The following is a 19,427-nucleotide window of genomic DNA, read 5'->3' on the forward strand; positions in this document are numbered from 1 at the left end:
CACGATGGCCCGCAAACGCCGAGGTTGGGGCGGTGATCCGCCCGCCACCGACTCCGAAGCCGCGCAGCGCATCGTCGTTGCCGCCGTCGATCTGATCGCCCGGACGGGGGCGGCCATCACCATCGCCGACGTCGCCGAGTCGCTCGAGGTGACCCGGCAGACGGTGTACCGCTACTTTTCGACGGCCGACGAACTCATGCGCGCCGCCGCGATCGCATCCGTCGACGGATTCCTCGACCAGCTCGCCGCGCATGTGCGCGGCATTCACGATCCGGCCGACGCGATGACCGAGGGCGTGATGTTCACCCTCGACGCCGTCGCGGCGATCCCGCACCTGGCGATCCTGCTGTCGGCGCCCAGTGAGGCCGCCAGGCCCAGCGAGGTCACCTCGGACCTCGCGCAGGACTTCGGCATGCGCATGATCACCCGCTTCGACGTGGACTGGCAGCGCTACGGGTACGACGACGCGGCGCTGCGAGACCTCGTCGAGTTCACGCTTCGGACCATGCTGTCGTTCTTCGTCGCGCCCAACGTGCGCCCCCCTGAAGAGCTGCGCCGCTTCCTGACGAGGTGGCTGGGCAGCGCGATTCTGGCGCAGAGCGTCAAAGCGTGAGGCGGATCGTCCCGTCCACTGCGTCGACCGGATAGCTGCGTACCGACAAGTCGGCACCGGTCACCTCGCTGCCCGTGCTCATGTCGAAGGTGTGGCCATGCAGTGGGCACACCACCACGCAGTCGTCGGCCAGGCCGTCGGCCAGCGGCCCGCCCCGGTGGGGGCACACCGCGTCGACCGCGCGCAACGAACCGTCGCGCAACCGGAACACCGCGACCTGAGTGCCCTCGACCGCGAACGTGCGCCCTTCGCCCACCGGGATCTCGTTGACCGAGCCGACATCGACGCTCATCGGTATCCTCGGCTCTTCGCGCAAGCGCTCATCGCACCGGCACCCGGGGCAGCGGAAGCAACGGCAGGGCCGACCTGAACTGGCCGACCGATGCCGGTTCCCGGCCGTCCTGCCACGGGTCGCGGTACGCGTCCACCGACTTCTGCATCCGTTCGTCCAACCCGGCCGCCAGTCCGTCGGCGTCCTCGACGATCACCGCGCGGATGTGCTCGATGCCCACCCTCGGTACCCATTTGTACGTGCGCTCAAGCCAATTGGCGCTCTCGCGGTAGTACTGAAGGAACCTGCCGGTCAGCGTGATCACCGTCTGGGCGTCGTCGACGGTGGCGAGCAGGTCGCCCTTGCGGATGTGCGCGCCCGCTGCGCCGCCGACGTAGATCTCCCAGCGGCCTCCGTCGACCGCCACGACGCCGAGGTCCTTGCACAGCGCCTCGGCGCAGTTGCGTGGACATCCGGTGACGGCGAGCTTCATCTTCGCCGGGCTGGCCAGCCCCTGGTAGCGCTCCTCGATCGCGATGCCCAGCGCCGTCGAGTCGCCGACGCCGTAGCGGCAGAAGTCGCTGCCGACACAGGTTTTCACGGTCCGGAAGCTCTTCCCGTAGGCGTAGCCCGACGGCATGTCCAGGTCGGCCCAGACCGCGGGCAGATCCTCCTTCCGCACCCCGAGCAGGTCGATGCGCTGTCCGCCGGTCAGCTTGATCATCGGGATCTCGTACTTCTCGGCCACGTCGGCGATCCTGCGCAGCTGCCCCACGCTGGTCACCCCGCCCTTCATCTGCGGCACCACCGAGAACGTGCCGTCGCGCTGGATGTTGGCGTGCACCCGGTCGTTGATGAAGCGGGCGTCGCGCTCGTCGAGGAACTCGTCGGCCCACATCGTCTCCAGCAGTGACGCCAGCGCCATCTTCGATCCGGCGTCCTCCCTGCCGTCCGGTGCCAGCGCCGCGAACACCGAAGACACCGAATGCAGTTCGAGCTCACGGATGTGGCGCATCAACGTCGGCTTGTCGTACGGGATCCCGGGCACATACCACGATGCCGACGGATCCTCGGTGACCGCGCCACCGGCGGCCCACTCGACGATCTGGCCGACCAGCTCCTTGCATGATCCGCAGCCCTTGCCTGCCCTGGTCTTGGCCATCACGCCGGACAACGACGTCTCGCCGCCGTGCACGCAGGACACCAGGGCGCCCTTGGTCACGCCGTTGCAGTTGCAGACCTGGGCGTCGTCGGCCAGTTCGGCCACCCCGACGCCGACATCGGGGGTGCCGATGTCGAACATCAGCGCCACCCGCTCGTCGGGCAGCGGCAGCCCGCTGTCGTATGCCTGGGTCAGGAACGACACCTTCGACACATCGCCGACGAGCGTGGCGCCCACGAGTTTCCCGTCGCGGATCACGACGGTCTTGTAGACGCCGTGCTTGGGTTCGGAGTACTGCACGAACTCGTCGTCGGGATGTTCGGGGGCCTTCACGCCCATCGAGGCGACGTCGACGCCGGCCACCTTGAGCTTGGTCGCGACCCGCGACCCGTGATACGCCGACGTGAGATCGGTTCCGGTGATGTGGTCGGCCAGCACCTTGGCCTGCTCCCACAGCGGGGCGACCAGCCCGTACACCTGCCCACGGTGCTGGGCGCACTCACCGACGACGTACACGTCGTCGTCGTCGATCGAGCGCATGTGGTCGTCGGTGACGATCGCCCGCTCGACGGTCAGCCCGGCCCGTTGGGCCAGCCCGACGTTGGGCCGGATGCCCGCGGCGATCACCAGCATGTCGCAGTCCAGCCGGGAACCATCGGAGAACAGCACACCCCGCAACCTGTCGGCGTCGTCGGTGATCACCTCGGTGGTGCGCTTGTCGGTGTGTACCCCGATGCCCAGATCCTCCACCGATTTCCGCAGGATCGCCCCTGCCGGGTCGTCGAGCTGGGCGTTCATCAGCGTGGGTCCGGCATGGACGACATCGACGGTGAGACCCCGATTCTGAAGCCCGCGCGCGGCTTCCAGGCCCAGGAGCCCGCCGCCGATGACGACCGCCTTGCTGCGGGAGGCCGCCTCGGCGATCATCGCCGCCGTATCGTCGAGCGTGCGGAACCCGAACACGCCGTCGGTCAATGTCCGGTTGTCCGACCACAATCCGGCCATCGGCGGGAAGAACGAGCGGCTCCCGGTGGCCAGGATCAGCTTGTCGTAGTGCAGTGTGGTGCCGTCGTCGGCGTGCACCAGATGGGCGAACGCGTCCAGGCGCACCACCCGCACCCCGGCCCGCAGGTCGATGCCGTTGTCGTTGTACCAGTCCAGCGTGTTCAGATAGATCTCGGTTGGATCATCCACTCCGGCAAGCACATTGGACAACAATATGCGGTTGTAGTTGCCGTAGGGTTCGTCACCGAAGACGGTGATCTCAAAATGTTCCCCGCCGCCGCGGGCGAGCACTTCCTCCAGGGCGCGGACGCCGGCCATACCGTTGCCGACGACGACGAGGCGCTGCGCCACGGCTACACCTCCACCAGGCCCAGGTCCACGATCACTGTGCCCGCCACCCCGTCCGGCGCGGCGACGCAGAGCTCGAGCACGGTGTCGGCGAGCAGATCCTCCACCACCCGCAGCGCCACGTGGGTGGCGCCCTTGGCCGCGATCGGGAAGTGGCGCATGGGCGCCCCGTCGCGGAACAGCACCACGCTGATCATCTGTTTCGTCGAGTTTCCGCCCCGGAAGTACACCGGCTGGGTGGTGACCCCGGCGGGCACCACGTAGCGCAGCGAATCGTCGATCGGCACCGGTTTGTCGTATCCACCGCCGGTAAACGCGTAGGCGCCTTGCAGGAAACGGGGGCTGCTTCCGTCGGTCACACCCCGAAGCTATGAGCAGGTTGTTACGCGTTCGTTTCCCCTGTAATTCGGCCGTGGATCCCCGTGGTCACGTCCCGGTCGCCTCACCGTGAGCTGTATCGACGTGTGAGGGCTAGTTTTCACAAGGGTCATCGACGTGCAATGGGTGCGGAATGCCCTGGCAGTTGAGTTGGCGCAGGCCGTTAGTGGCGGCACGTGACTGCATCGAACCCATCCAGCACAGGAGACCTCAGTGACCGTTACCGATAGCGAATCGACGGGCGCCCTCGCGACTGCTGCGCCCGCACCAGAGCGCCATCGCGGCAAGCACTGGATCGACGACTGGCGTCCCGAAGACCCTGAGTTCTGGGCGACCACCGGCAAGCCCGTCGCCCGACGTAACCTGATCTTCTCGATTTTTGCCGAACACATCGGATTCTCGGTGTGGCTGCTGTGGAGCATCGTCGTCGTTCAGATGACCGCGGGCGCCGACGGTAGCCCGGCCGCCTCCGGGTTCGCCCTCACGACCACCCAGGCCCTGTGGTTGGTCGCGGTGCCCAGCGGCGTCGGGGCATTCCTGCGGTTGCCCTACACCTTCGCGGTCCCGGTCTTCGGCGGCCGCAACTGGACCGTGATCTCGGCACTGCTGCTGCTGATTCCCTGCCTGGGACTGGCTTGGGCGGTGAGCTACCCGGACATCAACTTCGCGGTGCTGCTGTTGATCGCGGCGACCGCCGGATTCGGTGGCGGGAACTTCGCCTCCTCGATGGCCAACATCTCGTTCTTCTACCCGGAGAGCGAAAAGGGATGGGCGCTGGGCCTCAACGCCGCAGGAGGCAACATCGGTGTGGCCGTGGCGCAGAAGATCATCCCGGTCGTGGTGACCCTCGGTGCCGGCGTGGCGCTGTCGCTGGCCGGACTGTTCTACATTCCCTTCACCGTGGCGGCGGCGGTGTGCGCCTTCCTGTTCATGAACAACCTCACCGAGGCCAAAGCCGATGTGAAGCCGGTGTGGGAGTCGCTGCGCCACGCCGACACCTGGATCATGTCGTTGCTCTACATCGGAACGTTCGGCTCGTTCATCGGCTATTCGGCGGCGTTTCCGACGCTTCTCAAGGCGGTCTTCGATCGCGGTGACATCGCTCTGATGTGGGCGTTCCTCGGTGCAGGCATCGGGTCGGTGGCCCGGCCGCTCGGCGGAAAGCTGTCGGACCGGGTCGGCGGCGCCCGCATCACGGCGGTGAGTTTCGCCATGTTGGCGATCGGCGCAGCCGGTGCACTGTGGTCGGTGCAGGCCAAGAACATGCCGGTGTTCTTCATCGCCTTCATGTTCCTGTTCGTCGCGACCGGAATCGGTAACGGCTCCACCTACCGAATGATCTCCAAGATCTTCCGGGTCAAGGGTGAAGACGCCGGTGGCGATCCGCTGACGATGTTGCACATGCGCCGTCAGGCTGCAGGAGCGCTCGGGATCATCTCCTCTGTCGGCGCATTCGGTGGCTTCATCGTGCCGCTGGCCTACGCGTGGTCGAAGTCCCAGTTCGGCAATATCCAGCCGGCCCTTCAGTTCTACGTCGGTTTCTTCATCGTCTTGCTCGGTGTCACATGGTTCTTCTACATGCGTAAGGGCACCCGGATGGCGCAGGCGGGCGTGTGACCGTCCTGTGACCCGAACCGCCTGCTCCTACTGCGGGGTCGGGTGCGGAATCTCGGTAGAGACCCGCACCGACCCCGCTACGGGTGTCCCGGTCATCGCAAGGGTGACCGGAGACAAGCTGCACCCCAGTAACTTCGGGCGGCTGTGCACGAAAGGCGCCACCCACGCGGAGATGATGGCCGCCACCGACGGGCGGCTCACGACGGCACTGCTGCGGCCGTCACGCGACGCGGAACCGGTAGCCACCGACGTGGACGACGCGCTGGCGGAGGCCGGTGCGCGGCTGCGAGCGATCCTCGACGAGCACGGCCCCGATGCCGTCGCCCTCTACGTGTCGGGGCAGATGTCGATCGAGGCGCAGTATCTGGCCACCAAGCTGGCCAAGGGTTTTCTTCGCACCGTGCACATCGAATCCAACTCCCGGCTCTGCATGGCCAGCGCCGGTACGGGATTCAAGCAGTCGCTCGGTGCCGACGGTCCACCCGGCTCCTACACCGACTTCGACTGCACCGACCTGTTCTTCGTCATCGGATCCAACATGGCCGACTGCCATCCGATCCTGTACCTGCGGATGGCCGACCGGCTCAAGGCGGGCGCCAAGCTGATCGTCGTCGACCCGCGCCGCACCGCCACCGCCGACAAGGCGGACCTGTATCTGCCGATCCGGCCCGGCACGGATCTGGCCCTGCTCAACGGCATCCTGCACCTCCTGGTCGAAAACGGTGCCGTCGACCAGGAATTCATCGCCGAGCACACACAGGGCTGGGAGTCGATGCCGGAGTTCCTCGCCGGCTACCCGCCGGACCGGGTCGCCGCCATCACCGGACTCTGCGAGGCCGACATCCGTGCCGCGGCCGACATGATCGCCGAGGCGGGGGACTGGGTGTCGTGCTGGACCATGGGGCTCAACCAGAGCACCCACGGCACCTGGAACACCAACGCGATCTGCAACCTGCATCTGGCCACCGGCGCCATCTGCCGTCCCGGCAGCGGGCCGATGTCGCTGACCGGACAGCCCAACGCCATGGGCGGACGCGAGATGGGTTATATGGGGCCGGGTCTGCCCGGGCAGCGGTCGGTCGCATCGGCCGCCGACCGCGCGTTCGTCGAAGAACAGTGGGACCTGGAGCCGGGTACCATCCGTGCCGACATCGGGCCGGGGACGGTTGAGATGTTCCGGCAGATGGGCAGCGGTGACATCAAGGCGGCCTGGATCATCTGCACGAATCCGGTTGCCAGCGTGGCCAACCGGGACGCCGTGGTGGCGGGTCTGAGCACGGCGGAACTGGTGATCACCCAGGACGCGTACGCCGACACGGCCACCAACCGCTACGCCGACGTCGTGCTACCCGCCACGCTGTGGGCCGAAACCGACGCCGTCATGGTCAACTCCGACCGCAACCTCACCCTGCTGCAGCAGTCCGTCCCACCCGTCGGTGACGCACGACCGGACTGGGAGCTGATCTGCGGTGTGGCCAGGCACCTGGGCTTCGGTGACGCCTTCGACTACAAGTCCAGCGAACAGATCTTCGACGAGATCCGCCGATTCCACAATCCCGGTACCGGATACGACCTGCGCGGCATCACCTACGAGCGGTTGCGGGACACGCCGGTGCAGTGGCCGTGCGCGTCGGCCGAGCAGTCCGACCGCAACCCGATCCGCTACCTCAACGACGGTGTCTCCCAGGATCAGTACGTCGGCCCCGACGGTCACCGACCCCGGCTGGCATTCCCCACGCCGTCACGGCGTGCGGTGTTCCATCCCCGCCCGCACATGGATGCCGCCGAACTGCCCGACGACGACTACCCGTTGGTGCTCAACACCGGCAGGCTGCAGCATCAGTGGCACACCATGACCAAGACGGGCAAAGTCGCCAAACTCAACAAGCTCAACCCGGGTCCGTTCGTCGAGATCCACCCCGACGACGCTGCCGCGCTGGGGATCTCCGGCGGCCACGACGTCGAGCTGGTGACGCGCCGCGGCCGCGCGGTGCTGCCCGCGGTGCTCACCGACCGGGTGCAGCCCGGCAACACCTGGGTGCCGTTCCACTGGAATGACGAACACGGCGACCACCTGACGGTCAACGCGCTGACCAACGACGCGGTCGACCCGGATTCGCTGCAACCGGAGTTCAAGGTGTGCGCGGTGCGGCTCGCCCCGGTTCCGGCCGCGGGTGCACCCGAGTTCACCGAGACCGAAAAGCTCTATCTGGCAGGTTTCTTCGCAGGAATCGAGGAGGGGCTGCCCGGCGTGCCGGTGTTGCCGGCGTCCGCGCCTGTCGGACCGCGGGCCCGGTTGTGGGTCGACGGGCTGCTGGCCGGGCGCTACTCCCGAGCGGACACGGTCGCCGAGACTCCGGCGACAGAAGGTCCGCTGGTGCTGTGGGCGTCCCAGACCGGCAACGCCGAGGAGTTCGCGGGCAGGCTGGGGGAGCGACTGAACGGAGCCAGGCTGCGCGCCATGGATGACGTCGAGCTCGACGACCTGTCCGAGGCGGGTGAGGTCGTGATCGTCACCAGCACCTTCGGGGACGGGGGACCGCCCGACAACGGTGCCGGATTCTGGGAACGTCTCGAATCACCGCACGCCCCCTCGCTCGACGGGGTGCGGTACACGGTCCTCGGCATCGGCGACCGGTCCTACGACAACTTCTGCGGCCACGCCAGATCCCTCGACGCCCGCCTGGCCGACCTGGGCGCCACCCGGATGCTCGACCGCGTCGAGTGCGAGGCCTACGACGCGCAGCCGTTGGCCCGGTGGGCGGATTCGGTGGTCGAGCTGGTCGCCGCACCCGGTACCCCGCCCGCCGCGCCGGCCCAGGAGCCGACGCTGTTCACCCGGGCCGAACCCGTCGCCGCACCGCTGTGCCGCAACACCCGGCTGACCCCGCAGGGTGCGGCCAAAGAGGTGCGGCAGATCGGGTTCGACATCAGCGCCCACGACGTGACCTACTCGGTCGGCGACTCGTTGGGGGTGTGCGTGGTCAACTCCGACTTCGTGGTCGAGAACTGGCTGGCCGCAACGGATTTGCGCGGCGACGAGGCGGTTGTCGTGGACGGTGTCCAGCAGGCGTTGCGGGACGCGCTGACCGCGCACTACGACGTCTGCAAAGTGACGTCGAACCTGGTGAAGTTCGTCGCCGAACACTGCCGCGACGCCGCCACCGCCAAGAGACTGCGCAACGACCGCGGCGAACTCGACCGGTGGCTGGTGAACCGCAACGGGCTCGACCTGGTCCGCGAGTTCAGCGTGCGCGCCGATCCGCAGCTGTGGCAGGAGGTGCTGGTGCGGCTCACCCCGCGGCAGTATTCGATCTCGTCCAGCCCGCTGGTGAGCCCGAACGAGGTGCAGTTGACGGTGTCCGTGGTGCGGTACCGCGGCGCGGACGGCGGCCCGCGCGGCGGGGTGGCCTCGACCTACCTGGCCGATCTTCCCGACGGGACCGCGGTGCCGGTGTTCCTGCAGCGGTCTCCGCATTTCCGTCCGCCGCAGGATTCGCACACGCCGATGATCATGGTCGGTCCCGGTACGGGCATCGCGCCCTTCCGCGGCTTCCTTCAGGAACGCCGCGCGCTCGGCCACCGCGGACCCAACTGGCTGTTCTTCGGCGACCAGCACCGCGCCCAGAACTTCTACTACCGCGACGATCTGCAGGACATGGTCGACGACGGTTTCCTCAACCGTCTCGACCTGGCGTTCTCCCGGGATCAGGCCCGGCGGGTGTATGTGCAGCACAAGATGCTCGACTACGGCGCCGACGTGTGGCGCTGGCTCGACGACGGGGCGCACTTCTACGTGTGCGGCGACGCCACCAGAATGGCCGGGGATGTCGACGACGCGCTGACCGAGATCATCCGCACGCACGGCGGGATGAGCGCCGATGCGGCCCGCGACTACAAGCGCGAGATGGTGGCCGAGAAGCGCTACGTGCGCGACGTGTACTAGCGACGAACGTCATTCCTGCGCAGGCACGGTCGTCACCACAGAAGGTCGGGCCGCGACGAGCAACAGCCCGCCGGCGAACAGCACCGTCGCCACCACCGGCAGCCTGCCGCCGGGCGCGAACCCGTCAGCCGACAGCAGCGAGAGCGCGAGCGCGCACGCCGCCGTCCCCGCGTAGAGGAGGGCTTCGCCCACCACCGGAGTCACCGGGACGTTGAACGTCGGCACCGGGGCCGCGAAAAGGCGCCGCCCCCAGTACAGCAGGCACAGCAGCCCGGCGGTCACCACCGCCAGCACCAGCTCCCATTCCAGGCGGGCCAGCCACCAGGCCCCCGACCCGAGCGGCGGCTGGGGCAGCAGACCCGTCGGATAACCGATCAGCGTCACGACGATCACCGGAAGCATCTGCCAGAGATAGAGCGCCATCACGTTGTCGTTCGCCACCGTGAGAATCCGCGGCCACGCGCCGCGCGCCAGCGCCCGGTTGAGCATCGGCACGAGCGCCAACAGCACGCCGATCTGCACGGCCGCCAGCGCCAGCAGCGCCACCGAGGGCGGTGCGGAGTTCTCCACGCGGTCGCCCGGCACGCCGATCATCGCGATCGGATACGGACCCCAGGTCACCAGCAGCGGCAGCGCGGCGGCGGCCACCACGGCCATCGCCACCAGCAGCCGTCTGCGCACAAGGGCGCCGTGCCAAGCGATTCCGAGCTGGTAGATCGCCGCCCAGCAGAAGAAGTAGTTCAGGATCCGGACCTCGGGGTGGCCGGCGCCGATGCCGATCACATCAACGACCACCAGGCATGCCGCCAAGGCGGCAGGCGCCCCCAGCCCGAAACGCTGGTGGGCGGCGACCGCGACCGGCGTCAGGGTAACCACCATCAGGTACACGGCCAGAAACCACAGATGCATGGCGACCGCCCAGCCGCCGAGCTCCAGCACGGACCCGTCGATGCCGGCCAGCATCAACACCACCATCACGACGAGCATGAACCCCGCATAGACGCCGGTGGGGCCGAGCGTGCGGGCGACGCGCCGGCGGATCCACTCCTGGCGGGTGGTAAGGGCGTCCCGCCGGGCCCACGACACCGCGCTGGCGTAGCCGGCGACGGCGAAGAACACCGGGACCACCTGGAAGCCCCAGGTGATCCACTGCGTCCACGGCATCAGGACCAGCGGGTTGTCCCGGCCGAACTCGCCGTCGCGGTACGTCATCACCGACAGCAGCCAATGTCCGATGACGACGAGAATCACCGCCGAGGAGCGGTAGAGGTCGAGCGCGAGTTCGCGTTCCGGTGCCGAGGCTCTGGTGGTGTCCATCAGGGCCATTGTGGCGCGCACAGCTCCGAGAATGCGGGAGCTGTGAATTGTGTCCGAGGGGGGACTTGTCCGTCTACGACACGGGTCGTGGTCTGGCGATTGGGGCGCTGACCGCTTCGGTCAAGCATCGGTCCACGTTTTTCGCTCAATCGCCACGCTGAGGAGCTCGCCCGTCGGGCGGCCAGCCGTCGGTACCGGACTCAAGCGGAATATTCAGAGATCGAAGCAGGATCGAAAAGAGCCGCCAATTGGCGATTGCTCCGACAAGTTCGACCAAAACGGCGTGATCGCTATTAAATGCCTTCTGGCACCCAGCCCAGTTTTCCTCGGAGATGACCCCGTCGCGTACCACATCATCGGTCGCTGCGAGGACCGCACGCTCGACTGGCCCGAGGCTTTCGGAATTCTGCCAGTCGCGCACCGCCAGGAGATCATGCTCAGGCACGCCGAGCAGTGTGGCGATTCGCCAATGTTGAGTCCATTCGTATTCGGAGCCAGTAATCCAGCCGATGCGCATGATGACCAGCTCGCGTAGCCGCGCGTCAAGGGAACCGCGGAAGAGTAACGCGTCTAGCAGCCCATACAGCGCAACCGCCACACGCGGCTGATGAAGTGCCACGCGGAATACCGACAGTTCTGCCAACTCTTCGGGCAACCCACATTCGGCAGCTCGCAGCTGGGCCTGCTCACGGTCGAGCATCGGTACGCGTTCCGCCATGGTCACGGGTGGCCCTCTCTGTTGAACCTCTGCCCACGCCGTTAGGGCGTGGGCAAAAAGACGTTGTGCAGCGCCCCACTTGATCGGGCACTTTCATCTGCAAGCGAAGTGAGCAGCTGCGCGAGCCCAGCGAATCCGGTTGATTCTCTGGTGATCCGGTCGAACGGCCAGCGGCCCATGGCGAGAATCTCGAGGGCTGCCCGGTAGGCGGGATACTCCACGCCGAGTGCGCCTACGACGTGTAATTCTTTATAGACCAACAAGTCTGGTTCAAACCGGGGCGCGCCGCCTCCTCCGCGGGTGCCGGCCACCACAACTGTGCCGCCGGGCCTGGCAAGGCCGACGGCATCGGCGAACGCGGAGGGTGCTTTGGCGGTGACGTCGACGACCACGTCGGCAAGCCGTCCGCCTGTCTCACGCTGGAGCGCGGTCGCTGCATCGTCCTGCGATACATCGATGGGCAGGTCGACACCGAATGATCTGGCTATGGCCAGTCGTTGTTCGTCGCGTGGGCCGACGCCGGTCATCGCGACGAACGCGGCTCCCGCCTCTTTGGCCGCCACCGCCGCACAGATTCCGCGGATGCCGGGCCCCAGGATCGCTACGACGTCCCCGGCCTTGGTGTCGGGAAGAGTCGCCCCCCATTGGATACCGGCCCCGAGAGGGTTGAACAACGTGGCGAGAACGGGGTCCATGTCTTCGGCAATCGGGAGCAGCATCGCGTCCCACGGAAGCTCCACATGGGTGGCGTAGCCGCCCCATAAGCCCGCGCCGATCTCCACGTCGACGAACCCGAACATGGTGGCGATGCCGTTCACCGCGCACCGCCGGTAGTCGCCGCGGCGGCACTCGGGGCAGTCTCGGCAGGACCGGAACACCTCGACGGCCACGCGCTGGCCCGCCTGCACCCCCCAGCGTTCGCCGGCCGCAGCGCCGACATGTTCGACGATGCCGACGATTTCGTGCCCTGGAACGAATGAGAAGCCGGCAGGCAGGTGTCCGGTGAATTGTTCGTGATCTGTTCCGCACAGACCGCATGCTTCAACTCGCAGGATCGCACCCCGGTCGCCGACGTCGGGGATGGTCATCTGGCGCCGCTGCAGACTCCGCGGTCCGGTCAGCACCATCGCCTCGGCGATCATGGAAGCTCGAATCCGGTGAACGACCCTGTGTTTCGGAGGCACACCGTTTTACCTACATACATTTCCCCGCCCATCGCCTCGGCAATCTGCGGATCGTCGCTGCGTGCGACGACTCTTCGCCCGTCGGACAGGTGCGCGATGATCGGAGTCCATCGAGGTTGCCCGTCTCGGTCGTAGACGACGGTGTATCCGTCCACTGTCGCGCAACCGGTCGCCTCGTCGACGCCTGCGACACCCAACCTCAATGAATCGATCTGAGCTTGCTCGACCGCCGTGTCGAGCAGTCGCCACCCGGTTGGTGGCGGGGTGGCCGACCACAGACCGACCGAATGCTTCGTGGAATACCACCCGAGGCCGGTGACGAGTCCGACATCGGTGGGGTCGCGTCTACACCGTCGGACCATCTCAACGATCGAGTGGCTGACGTAATTGTTTCCGGGACCGCCGTGATACGGCAGGCCTCCGGTTACTGTGAGGCCTCTGTCGTCGAGCGGGTCCAAGTCGAGAGCCTCTGCAGCCATCTCAACTGCCGACGGGAAGCAGGAGTAGAGGTCGAACCACCGAATGTCGTCGGTGGTCAACCGGCCCGCATTGAGAGCCTTGCGTGCCGCTACCTCGATACCCGATGAGCGACTGAGGTCCGGCCGTTCCACGGGGAAGTACACGTCGTTGCAAGTCGCTGCTGACCAGGGAAAGACCCAACGATCGCGCGCGACGCCCAATTCGTCCGCTACCTCGGCCGCCATGAGGATGAAGGCGGCAGCCATGTCGACGGACATGATGCTGTTGAGCAGCTTGGGGTAGGGCAAGCAGACCATGCGGTTTTCCGCGGTGACTTCGCTGAGTTCGGTGGCACTTCGTGTGCGTGGGAACCAAGCCTGCTGGGGATGGCGTGCAGCCTCGGCTGTGAATGGTGCCATCAGCGTGCCCAGCCACTCCCGTTGAGCATCGAAGTCGCGGCCGTGGCGCGCGGCGATCGCGGACTCGAAGATGGGATACACCTCGTGCGGCCAACTCAGACCCACCGACAATTCGGCTTGACTCAGCCCGGGGCGGGCGTCGCCCAGGGATTCGTCGCCGGAGCGAGGCGGGGGCGGCGAGTCGAGAAGTGCCCTGCCCTGACGCTTGCGCGCGGAATGCCCGCTTTCCGCCCCGACGACCAGGACGACATCTGCGCGGCCTTCGGCTATTTCGCCACCCAATACCTCGACGAGATACTGCGGGGTGTTTCCGCCGACCGGACAGCTGATCAGGCGGGCGGGACTGATGCGCATCGCTTCGGCGATCCTGCTGGCGGGATTGTCGCGCGGTATGACCAGGATGCCGGGAGTCGCGACGGTGTCGATGCGCCGCTCGACCGCGCGACCTGCGTCTTTGACCGCGCGGCGTGCGGCCTGCACCGCCAAGTCGATCGGGTCCGCGAAGTCGTCCCCACGATGGGTGACTTCGCCCACGCCGACGACAACGGGGGTACGCGCTTCTACCGACATCGGCATCGGCACCCGCTCAGGGCCTCGGGGCTGACTTGAGACATAACTGCGATGGTGTCATGTGCGTGTGCAAGTCACAATGGTGTGCGGTCGCGGCATACTGGCTGTGTGTCGACGAAGTTGTTGAGATGGGGCGCCGCCGCGCCGACAGATCGTGGGTCAGCTCGCGACCGGTTGCTCGATGCTGCCGAGCGGTGCCTCGAGAGTTGCGGTGTGGTGGGCACGACCATGGAGGACATCGGCAGAACAGCGGGTGTGTCCAGGGCAACGGTGTATCGCTACTTCCCCAGTCGGGAGGCGGTGATGTCGGGCGTCATCCTTCGCGCCGCCGGGCGCTATCTCGACCGCATCAGCCCGCGGATCGCGGCGCACGCCGACCTGGGCTCCGCGCTCGTCGATTTCGTGGAATACACGGTTGAGGCCGCGCGCCGCGAAGAGATCATCGGATTGTTGTTCGGCAGCGACGAGGAACTCGCCGGCGTGGGTCTCGCGGCGGGGACCTCGACGTCCCTCTTCGAAATCGTCACCGAATTTCTGCGTCCCATCTTCACCAGACACTGGAGTTGCGTGGAACCGGGCGTCTCCGTCGACGACGCCGCCGAGTGGGTTGTCCGCACGATACTGAGCCTGCTGACTGTTCGGGGGCCGCGGGAGCGCAGTCGTGACGGACTCCGGGCGTTTCTGTCGAGGTTTCTCCTTCCGGCGATCCTGGCAAGTGACCACCGTCGACCGGTGTGACAACTATGGCGTAATGTCTCGACGGCAGATGAGTTAGGAGGGCCTGTGCAATTCACCACGTTCAACGAAGAGGTCGCTGAGCAACTAAAGAGCGCAGCAGAAACCACGGGCGGGTTGGCCGGTTACCTCGGCTTCCGTCACACCGAATTCACTGCGGGACGGCTCATTGCGGAGATGGACGCACGCGACGACCTGAAGACGCCGTTCGGCAACCTGCATGGGGGCTGCTTATCGGCCATGGTCGACCACTGCCTCGGCGTGGTGTTTTATCCGGTGATTCCGATGGGCTCCTGGGTCGCGACCACGGAGTTCAAACTGAATTTGCTTCGCCCGGTCTCCAGCGGCACCTGTGTAGCCACAGCTGAGATCATCGCGCTGGGCAGAACCAGCGGGGTGGCGCGGATCGACATCAGCAACGACGGCAGAGCGGTGTGTGCGGCCCAGGGAACCGTCACCGTCGTCGCACCGAAGACGAGTTCCTGATGTCGGCAAAGAGAACAGGCGATTCGTCGGCTCCCGTGGTCGAGCGTGTGCCCACGGCGGACGGGCTGTCGCTGGCGGTCGACCTCTACCGCTGTGACGCGCCGCGGGCGGTCGTGTTGCTCCTTCACGGCGGCGGTCAAAGCCGACACGCCTGGGACGTCACCGCCCAACGCCTGCACCAGCGGGGTTACACGGTGTTGGCGTACGACGCGAGGGGGCACGGTGACAGCGACTGGGACCCCGACGGACGCTACGATATGGACCGGCTTGGATCCGACCTATTGGCCGTGCGCTCATACGCCGATTCCGGCCGCCCCGTCGCCGCGATCGGCGCCTCTCTGGGCGGCTTGACCATTCTCGGAACACACTTGCTCGCCCCGCAGGACCTATGGCAGGCCGTCGTACTGGTTGACGTCACTCCGCGAATGGAGATGGACGGCGCCCGACGAGTCGTAGCGTTCATGGCGGCACACCCCGAAGGTTTCGACAGCCTAGAGTCGGCCGCTGACGTGATCGCCGCCTACAACCCGCACCGCCCTCGCCCCGACAACCTCAACGGCCTCCGAAAAGTCCTCCAACGTCGCGAAGACGGTCGCTGGGCCTGGCGATGGGATCCAGCCTTCGTGACGTCGAATTTTCAGTTTCTGCAGGGTGATCCAGACGAAGGCGCTAAAGACTTCGACATGATGAGCGCATTCCTTCTTGATGGTGCGCGCCAGATGTCCGCGCCAACGCTGCTGGTCCGGGGCCTGCTGTCTGACATGGTCTCCGAAGAGACAGTAAAGCATTTCCTCACCGTCGTTCCGCACGCGCAAACCGTTGACGTGTCGGGCGCGGGACACATGATTGCCGGCGACAACAACGACGCATTCTCGACGGCAGTCGTCGAATTCCTCGACAGGACCATATGAACCCTGCAGTCGGTTGACTGCCCTTGTAGGGCTGGCGCCTATCCTGCTCCTATGCCAACTGAACCAGTGCGGATGTCTTTCCGCCGGCATGTGCGCGACCAGGTTTTGAGGGCGACACGAGAACTCACCATCAAGAAGGGCTGGGATCAGGTCCGGATGAGCGAGGTTGCCGAATCGGTCGGCGTGTCCCGCCCGACGTTGTACAAAGAGTTCGGCGACAAACAGGGGCTCGGTGACGCGCTTGTGGTGTCAGAGGGCCAGCGCTTTATGGAAGGCATTCTTGCCGTCCTTGCCGAACACGTGGGCGACGTGCGGGGCGGCATCACCGCAGCGGTGCAATTCACCCTCTGTGAAGCAGAAGACAGCCCGCTCCTCAAGGCAGTTCTGACGTCCAACCCTTCGGGGAATGATCGCGGTGGCTCGTCGTCTACTGGAGTCCTACCTCTTCTGCCGACGTCGGCTTCCCTGCTTCAGCTCTGCTCCGCGGCTCTGATCACGTGGTTTAACGACCACTTCGACGATCTCGATCCCGAAGACGTTGAGGAGGTCGCAGATGTTCTGGTGCGACTGACAGTGAGTCATGTTGTACTCCCAGCCGCGGACATCGCCACCACCGGTGAGCGGATCTCCCGCGTAGCACTCAGGTACCTGGGAGTTGTCCACAGTTTGTAACCAGCAAGCTCTCGTGTCAGATCGAGCCGGCGAGGAGCTCTGAGCGGTCAACTCGGAGCTGCTGGCTGATGGCGCGCTTACTGGACATGAAATCCCGAGGACGATTGACGCAGTCGGCGGCGATGAGTTCGCCCTCGCGGAAGTAGAAGCAGCTGAAGTCACGCTCACGCGACGGGTCACCACTGAGCAACACTTCGTCGTACCCGGCGTTGAGACCGGCAATCTGGAGTTTGAGATCGTACTGGTCGGACCAGAACCACGGAAGCGCAGCGATTGCGCTGTGTTTTCCGCAGATTGTCGCCGCAGCGATCTTGGCCTGCTCGCCGGCGCTCGATACGGATTCCAAACGAATACGCGAGCCGTATCGAGCCATGGTGTGGCTGGTGCAGTCGCCGGCGGCCACGATGTCGGGGTCGCTGGTGCGGGCCTGGTCGTCGATCACGATGCCGTTGTCGACGGATAATCCTGCGGCCGAGGCGAGCTCGGTGTTCGGCACCACACCGACGCCGACGATGACCAAGTCGGCGGGGATCGATTCGCCGTCAGCCAGCACCACCTCCTGCACCCCACCGTTACCGAAGAAGGCTTCGACGAGAGCGTGTGTTCGGATCTCCACTCCCTCGCCGCGGTGGATTCGCGTGTAAAACGCGGAAACCTCCGGCGCGGTGACCCGTTCGAGTACACGCTCGGTTGCCTCGAGGACGGTGACGTTCATGCCGAGCGAACACAGCGAGGCCGCCGTTTCCAACCCGATGTAACCGCCGCCCACGATCACAACCCTCCGACCCGGTGTAGCGGCGGCACGGATCAACTCGACGTCTGCAGCGGTACGCAGGTAGTGAATTCCGGGAAGATCCACCCCTGGTGTGGGGAGTCGTCTGGCCCTTGCGCCGGTGCACAACGCGAGCTTGGTGTACGTCAGCGTGTCGCCGGTGCTCAGAGACACACGCTTGGCACTCCGGTGGATCGCCTCCACGGTCGCATTCAAGAGTCGAATGTTCTGCTTTTCGTAGAAATCAGCGCCGCGAATCAGGAGGTCGTCGAGGCCGTTCTTGCCGGCCAGGTATCCCTTCGACAACGGAGGCCTGTGGTAGGGCAGTCCCCCCTCGTCGCCGATGAGCACGACCTCCCCAGCCCACCCCTCCCTTCGAAGATTAGCTGCCAACTGCGCGCCGGCGTGGCTCGCGCCGACGATCACTGCTCGTTCAGGAGTCATGCACTCGGCCTGGGAGTGAGGCGAACCATCAGCTTGCTGATACCCCTGACGAAATTCGATTGCACATACTCGGGTTCGCCGACCACCTCGATGTTCTCAAAGCGAGGGAGCAATTCCTCCCAGAGGATTCGAAGCTGCAACTCAGCAAGTCGGTTTCCCATACACCTGTGCACGCCGAACCCGAACGAGATGTGATTGCGGGCGTTGCTCCTATCGATGATCAACTCATCGGCCCGCTCGAAGACACGCTCATCGCGGTTACCAGAGGCGTACCACATCACGACCTTGTCGCCCTTGCGGATGAATTGCCCGTTCAACATGATGTCTTTTTTCGCGACTCGGCGCATGTACGCCAACGGGGTCTGCCAGCGAATGATCTCGGATACCATGTTGGGAATCAGGTCAGGGTTCGCCTTCAACTTCTCGAACTGATCGGGGAACTGGTTCAAAGCGAGAACCCCTCCGCTCATCGAGTTGCGAGTCGTGTCGTTTCCCCCGACGATCAGCAATACCAAATTGCCGAGGAATTCCATCGGGCGGTCGATGAGATCCTTTGTGTCCTCGTTGGCCTGCAGCATCGTGATCAGATCGAAGCCCGGTTGCTCCCCGTTGGCGGTACGGGCCGCCTTGTCATGCCAGAGGGCGCTGAGCCCCTTTGCCATGTCGACCATCCCACGAAACACTCTGTCGTTGTCGGACGGACCACCATTGGCTTGCTCCATGGAGGTGGCGAGGTCCGACCATTCCACGAGCTTGTGCCGCTGCTCGTACGGGAAGTCCAGCAGGGTCGCGAGCATGCGCGCTGTCAGTTCGATGGAGACGTGGTGCACCCAATTGAACGGCTGATCCACCGGTAGATCGTCCAGCACTTCCTGGACGCGCGAGCGGATCAGCCCCTCCATCTCGCGCAGGTTCTTCGGCGCGACGACCCCTTGGACGGAAGCTCGCTGCAGGTCGTGTTGTGGCGGGTCCATCGCGATGAACATGGCGATGTCCAAAAAGCGGGGCGGTCGCCCGATGATGATGAACGGCTCTGCGGAGAATGCCTCGTGGTTTTTGTCGACGGCGATGATGTCCGCGTGGCGGGTCACCGACCAGAACGGGCCGAACGGACTGTTGGCCTGGTAATGCACCGGCGCCTCGTTGCGCACCCGTTCGAAGTAGGACTTCCAGCGGCCTTGGCGGTAGAGGAACGGGTTGCTGAGATCGATGTCGGCGATATCGACGTCCTCGACCGGAGGAATGGGCGTCTCGGTGAAGATCTTCTTACCATTGGTTCCGGTTACCCACCGGCGTGTCTTGTCGTAGAGGTGTGCGCCGCGGATTTGCAGCTCCAGAGGCACGGCAGACTGGGCTTTGGCGGCCACTGCCGCGGGAATACTCATTATTGTTTTCTCCAA

The 19,427-nt window shown here is 65.7% G+C and carries 16 protein-coding genes; 7 read left to right on the plus strand and 9 right to left on the minus strand.

Annotated elements, in window-relative coordinates; all coding sequences use genetic code 11:
- The first annotated feature begins 4 nt into the window (after positions 1 to 4).
- Positions 5 to 613, plus strand: a complete 609-nt coding sequence (locus tag BN976_RS23620; protein ID WP_036374576.1) for a TetR/AcrR family transcriptional regulator — start codon at positions 5 to 7, stop codon at positions 611 to 613.
- Here the strand turns inward: BN976_RS23620 and BN976_RS23625 are convergent.
- Genes BN976_RS23625 through BN976_RS23635 form a run of 3 tightly spaced genes read right to left on the minus strand, consistent with a single transcriptional unit; the run spans position 603 to position 3,758 of the window.
- Positions 603 to 905 (minus strand): Rieske (2Fe-2S) protein, encoded by a 303-nt coding sequence (locus BN976_RS23625; protein ID WP_036374578.1) that lies wholly within the window; start codon positions 903 to 905, stop codon positions 603 to 605. The two genes, BN976_RS23620 and BN976_RS23625, sit on opposite strands and share 11 nt — an antisense overlap.
- A gap of 28 nt (positions 906 to 933) precedes the next feature.
- Positions 934 to 3,402 carry a nitrite reductase large subunit NirB gene (gene nirB, locus BN976_RS23630; protein ID WP_036374580.1) on the minus strand — a complete coding sequence of 823 codons (2,469 nt, stop codon included), beginning with the start codon at positions 3,400 to 3,402 and terminating at the stop codon, positions 934 to 936.
- A 2-nt stretch (positions 3,403 to 3,404) separates the two neighbouring features.
- On the minus strand, positions 3,405 to 3,758 hold the full coding sequence (locus BN976_RS23635; protein WP_011780692.1) for a hypothetical protein: 354 nt from the start codon (positions 3,756 to 3,758) through the stop codon (positions 3,405 to 3,407).
- A 232-nt stretch (positions 3,759 to 3,990) separates the two neighbouring features.
- Between BN976_RS23635 and BN976_RS23640 the strand changes: the two genes are divergently transcribed.
- Both BN976_RS23640 and BN976_RS23645 read left to right on the plus strand, forming a co-directional pair.
- Positions 3,991 to 5,394 (plus strand): MFS transporter, encoded by a 1,404-nt coding sequence (locus BN976_RS23640; RefSeq protein ID WP_036374582.1) that lies wholly within the window; start codon positions 3,991 to 3,993, stop codon positions 5,392 to 5,394.
- Between the two features lie 7 nt (positions 5,395 to 5,401).
- Positions 5,402 to 9,340, plus strand: coding sequence for a bifunctional nitrate reductase/sulfite reductase flavoprotein subunit alpha (locus BN976_RS23645; protein WP_036374584.1), 3,939 nt, complete (start codon positions 5,402 to 5,404; stop codon positions 9,338 to 9,340).
- A gap of 9 nt (positions 9,341 to 9,349) precedes the next feature.
- Here the strand turns inward: BN976_RS23645 and BN976_RS23650 are convergent, their stop codons facing one another.
- From BN976_RS23650 to BN976_RS23665, 4 genes are all read right to left on the minus strand, one after another.
- On the minus strand, positions 9,350 to 10,657 hold the full coding sequence (locus BN976_RS23650; RefSeq protein ID WP_409366020.1) for an acyltransferase family protein: 1,308 nt from the start codon (positions 10,655 to 10,657) through the stop codon (positions 9,350 to 9,352).
- A gap of 145 nt (positions 10,658 to 10,802) precedes the next feature.
- Positions 10,803 to 11,381, minus strand: a complete 579-nt coding sequence (locus BN976_RS23655; RefSeq protein ID WP_036374589.1) for a carboxymuconolactone decarboxylase family protein — start codon at positions 11,379 to 11,381, stop codon at positions 10,803 to 10,805.
- Between the two features lie 35 nt (positions 11,382 to 11,416).
- The gene (locus BN976_RS23660) at positions 11,417 to 12,517 is read right to left on the minus strand and encodes a zinc-dependent alcohol dehydrogenase (protein ID WP_036374591.1); all 1,101 of its coding nucleotides are present in this window, start codon (positions 12,515 to 12,517) and stop codon (positions 11,417 to 11,419) included.
- Positions 12,514 to 14,007 carry an acetyl-CoA acetyltransferase gene (locus BN976_RS23665; RefSeq protein WP_036374593.1) on the minus strand — a complete coding sequence of 498 codons (1,494 nt, stop codon included), beginning with the start codon at positions 14,005 to 14,007 and terminating at the stop codon, positions 12,514 to 12,516. Before BN976_RS23665 ends, BN976_RS23660 begins: the two co-directional genes overlap by 4 nt.
- A gap of 51 nt (positions 14,008 to 14,058) precedes the next feature.
- On the opposite strand from BN976_RS23665, the gene BN976_RS23670 reads away from it, so the two are divergent.
- The 4 genes from BN976_RS23670 (at position 14,059) to BN976_RS23685 (ending at position 16,811) form a co-directional block, all read left to right on the plus strand.
- Entirely contained in the window at positions 14,059 to 14,745 is a 687-nt protein-coding gene (locus BN976_RS23670) for a TetR/AcrR family transcriptional regulator (RefSeq protein WP_109489656.1), read from the plus strand.
- Between the two features lie 45 nt (positions 14,746 to 14,790).
- Positions 14,791 to 15,228: a PaaI family thioesterase gene (locus tag BN976_RS23675; protein ID WP_036374595.1), complete on the plus strand. Its 438-nt coding sequence runs from the start codon at positions 14,791 to 14,793 to the stop codon at positions 15,226 to 15,228.
- Entirely contained in the window at positions 15,228 to 16,139 is a 912-nt protein-coding gene (locus tag BN976_RS23680; protein WP_036374598.1) for an alpha/beta fold hydrolase, read from the plus strand. Before BN976_RS23675 ends, BN976_RS23680 begins: the two co-directional genes overlap by 1 nt.
- 90 nt (positions 16,140 to 16,229) lie before the next feature.
- Positions 16,230 to 16,811 (plus strand): TetR/AcrR family transcriptional regulator, encoded by a 582-nt coding sequence (locus BN976_RS23685; protein WP_199559006.1) that lies wholly within the window; start codon positions 16,230 to 16,232, stop codon positions 16,809 to 16,811.
- Positions 16,812 to 16,827: 16 nt separating this feature from the next.
- Here BN976_RS23685 and BN976_RS23690 read toward each other — a convergent pair whose 3' ends face one another.
- Both BN976_RS23690 and BN976_RS23695 read right to left on the minus strand, forming a co-directional pair.
- The gene (locus BN976_RS23690; protein WP_036374603.1) at positions 16,828 to 18,027 is read right to left on the minus strand and encodes an NAD(P)/FAD-dependent oxidoreductase; all 1,200 of its coding nucleotides are present in this window, start codon (positions 18,025 to 18,027) and stop codon (positions 16,828 to 16,830) included.
- Positions 18,024 to 19,412, minus strand: a complete 1,389-nt coding sequence (locus BN976_RS23695) for a cytochrome P450 (protein WP_036374606.1) — start codon at positions 19,410 to 19,412, stop codon at positions 18,024 to 18,026. The genes BN976_RS23690 and BN976_RS23695 overlap by 4 nt, the downstream gene beginning before the upstream one ends.
- Between the last annotated feature and the right edge of the window lie 15 nt (positions 19,413 to 19,427).

It is taken from the genome of Mycolicibacterium austroafricanum (assembly GCF_000612725.1).
GTDB classification, from domain to species: Bacteria; Actinomycetota; Actinomycetes; order Mycobacteriales; family Mycobacteriaceae; genus Mycobacterium; species Mycobacterium austroafricanum.

What these genes read in the sequence shown, in the direction of transcription:
- BN976_RS23660 (WP_036374591.1), bottom strand. Translation starts at nt 12,517, where the DNA reads ATGATCGCCGAGGCGATGGTGCTGACCGGACCGCGGAGTCTGCAGCGG.
- BN976_RS23680 (WP_036374598.1), top strand. Translation starts at nt 15,228, where the DNA reads ATGTCGGCAAAGAGAACAGGCGATTCGTCGGCTCCCGTGGTCGAGCGT.
- BN976_RS23625 (WP_036374578.1), bottom strand. Translation starts at nt 905, where the DNA reads ATGAGCGTCGATGTCGGCTCGGTCAACGAGATCCCGGTGGGCGAAGGG.
- BN976_RS23690 (WP_036374603.1), bottom strand. Translation starts at nt 18,027, where the DNA reads ATGACTCCTGAACGAGCAGTGATCGTCGGCGCGAGCCACGCCGGCGCG.
- BN976_RS23650 (WP_409366020.1), bottom strand. Translation starts at nt 10,657, where the DNA reads ATGGACACCACCAGAGCCTCGGCACCGGAACGCGAACTCGCGCTCGAC.
- BN976_RS23670 (WP_109489656.1), top strand. Translation starts at nt 14,059, where the DNA reads ATGGTGTCATGTGCGTGTGCAAGTCACAATGGTGTGCGGTCGCGGCAT.
- BN976_RS23665 (WP_036374593.1), bottom strand. Translation starts at nt 14,007, where the DNA reads ATGTCGGTAGAAGCGCGTACCCCCGTTGTCGTCGGCGTGGGCGAAGTC.
- BN976_RS23695 (WP_036374606.1), bottom strand. Translation starts at nt 19,412, where the DNA reads ATGAGTATTCCCGCGGCAGTGGCCGCCAAAGCCCAGTCTGCCGTGCCT.
- BN976_RS23620 (WP_036374576.1), top strand. Translation starts at nt 5, where the DNA reads ATGGCCCGCAAACGCCGAGGTTGGGGCGGTGATCCGCCCGCCACCGAC.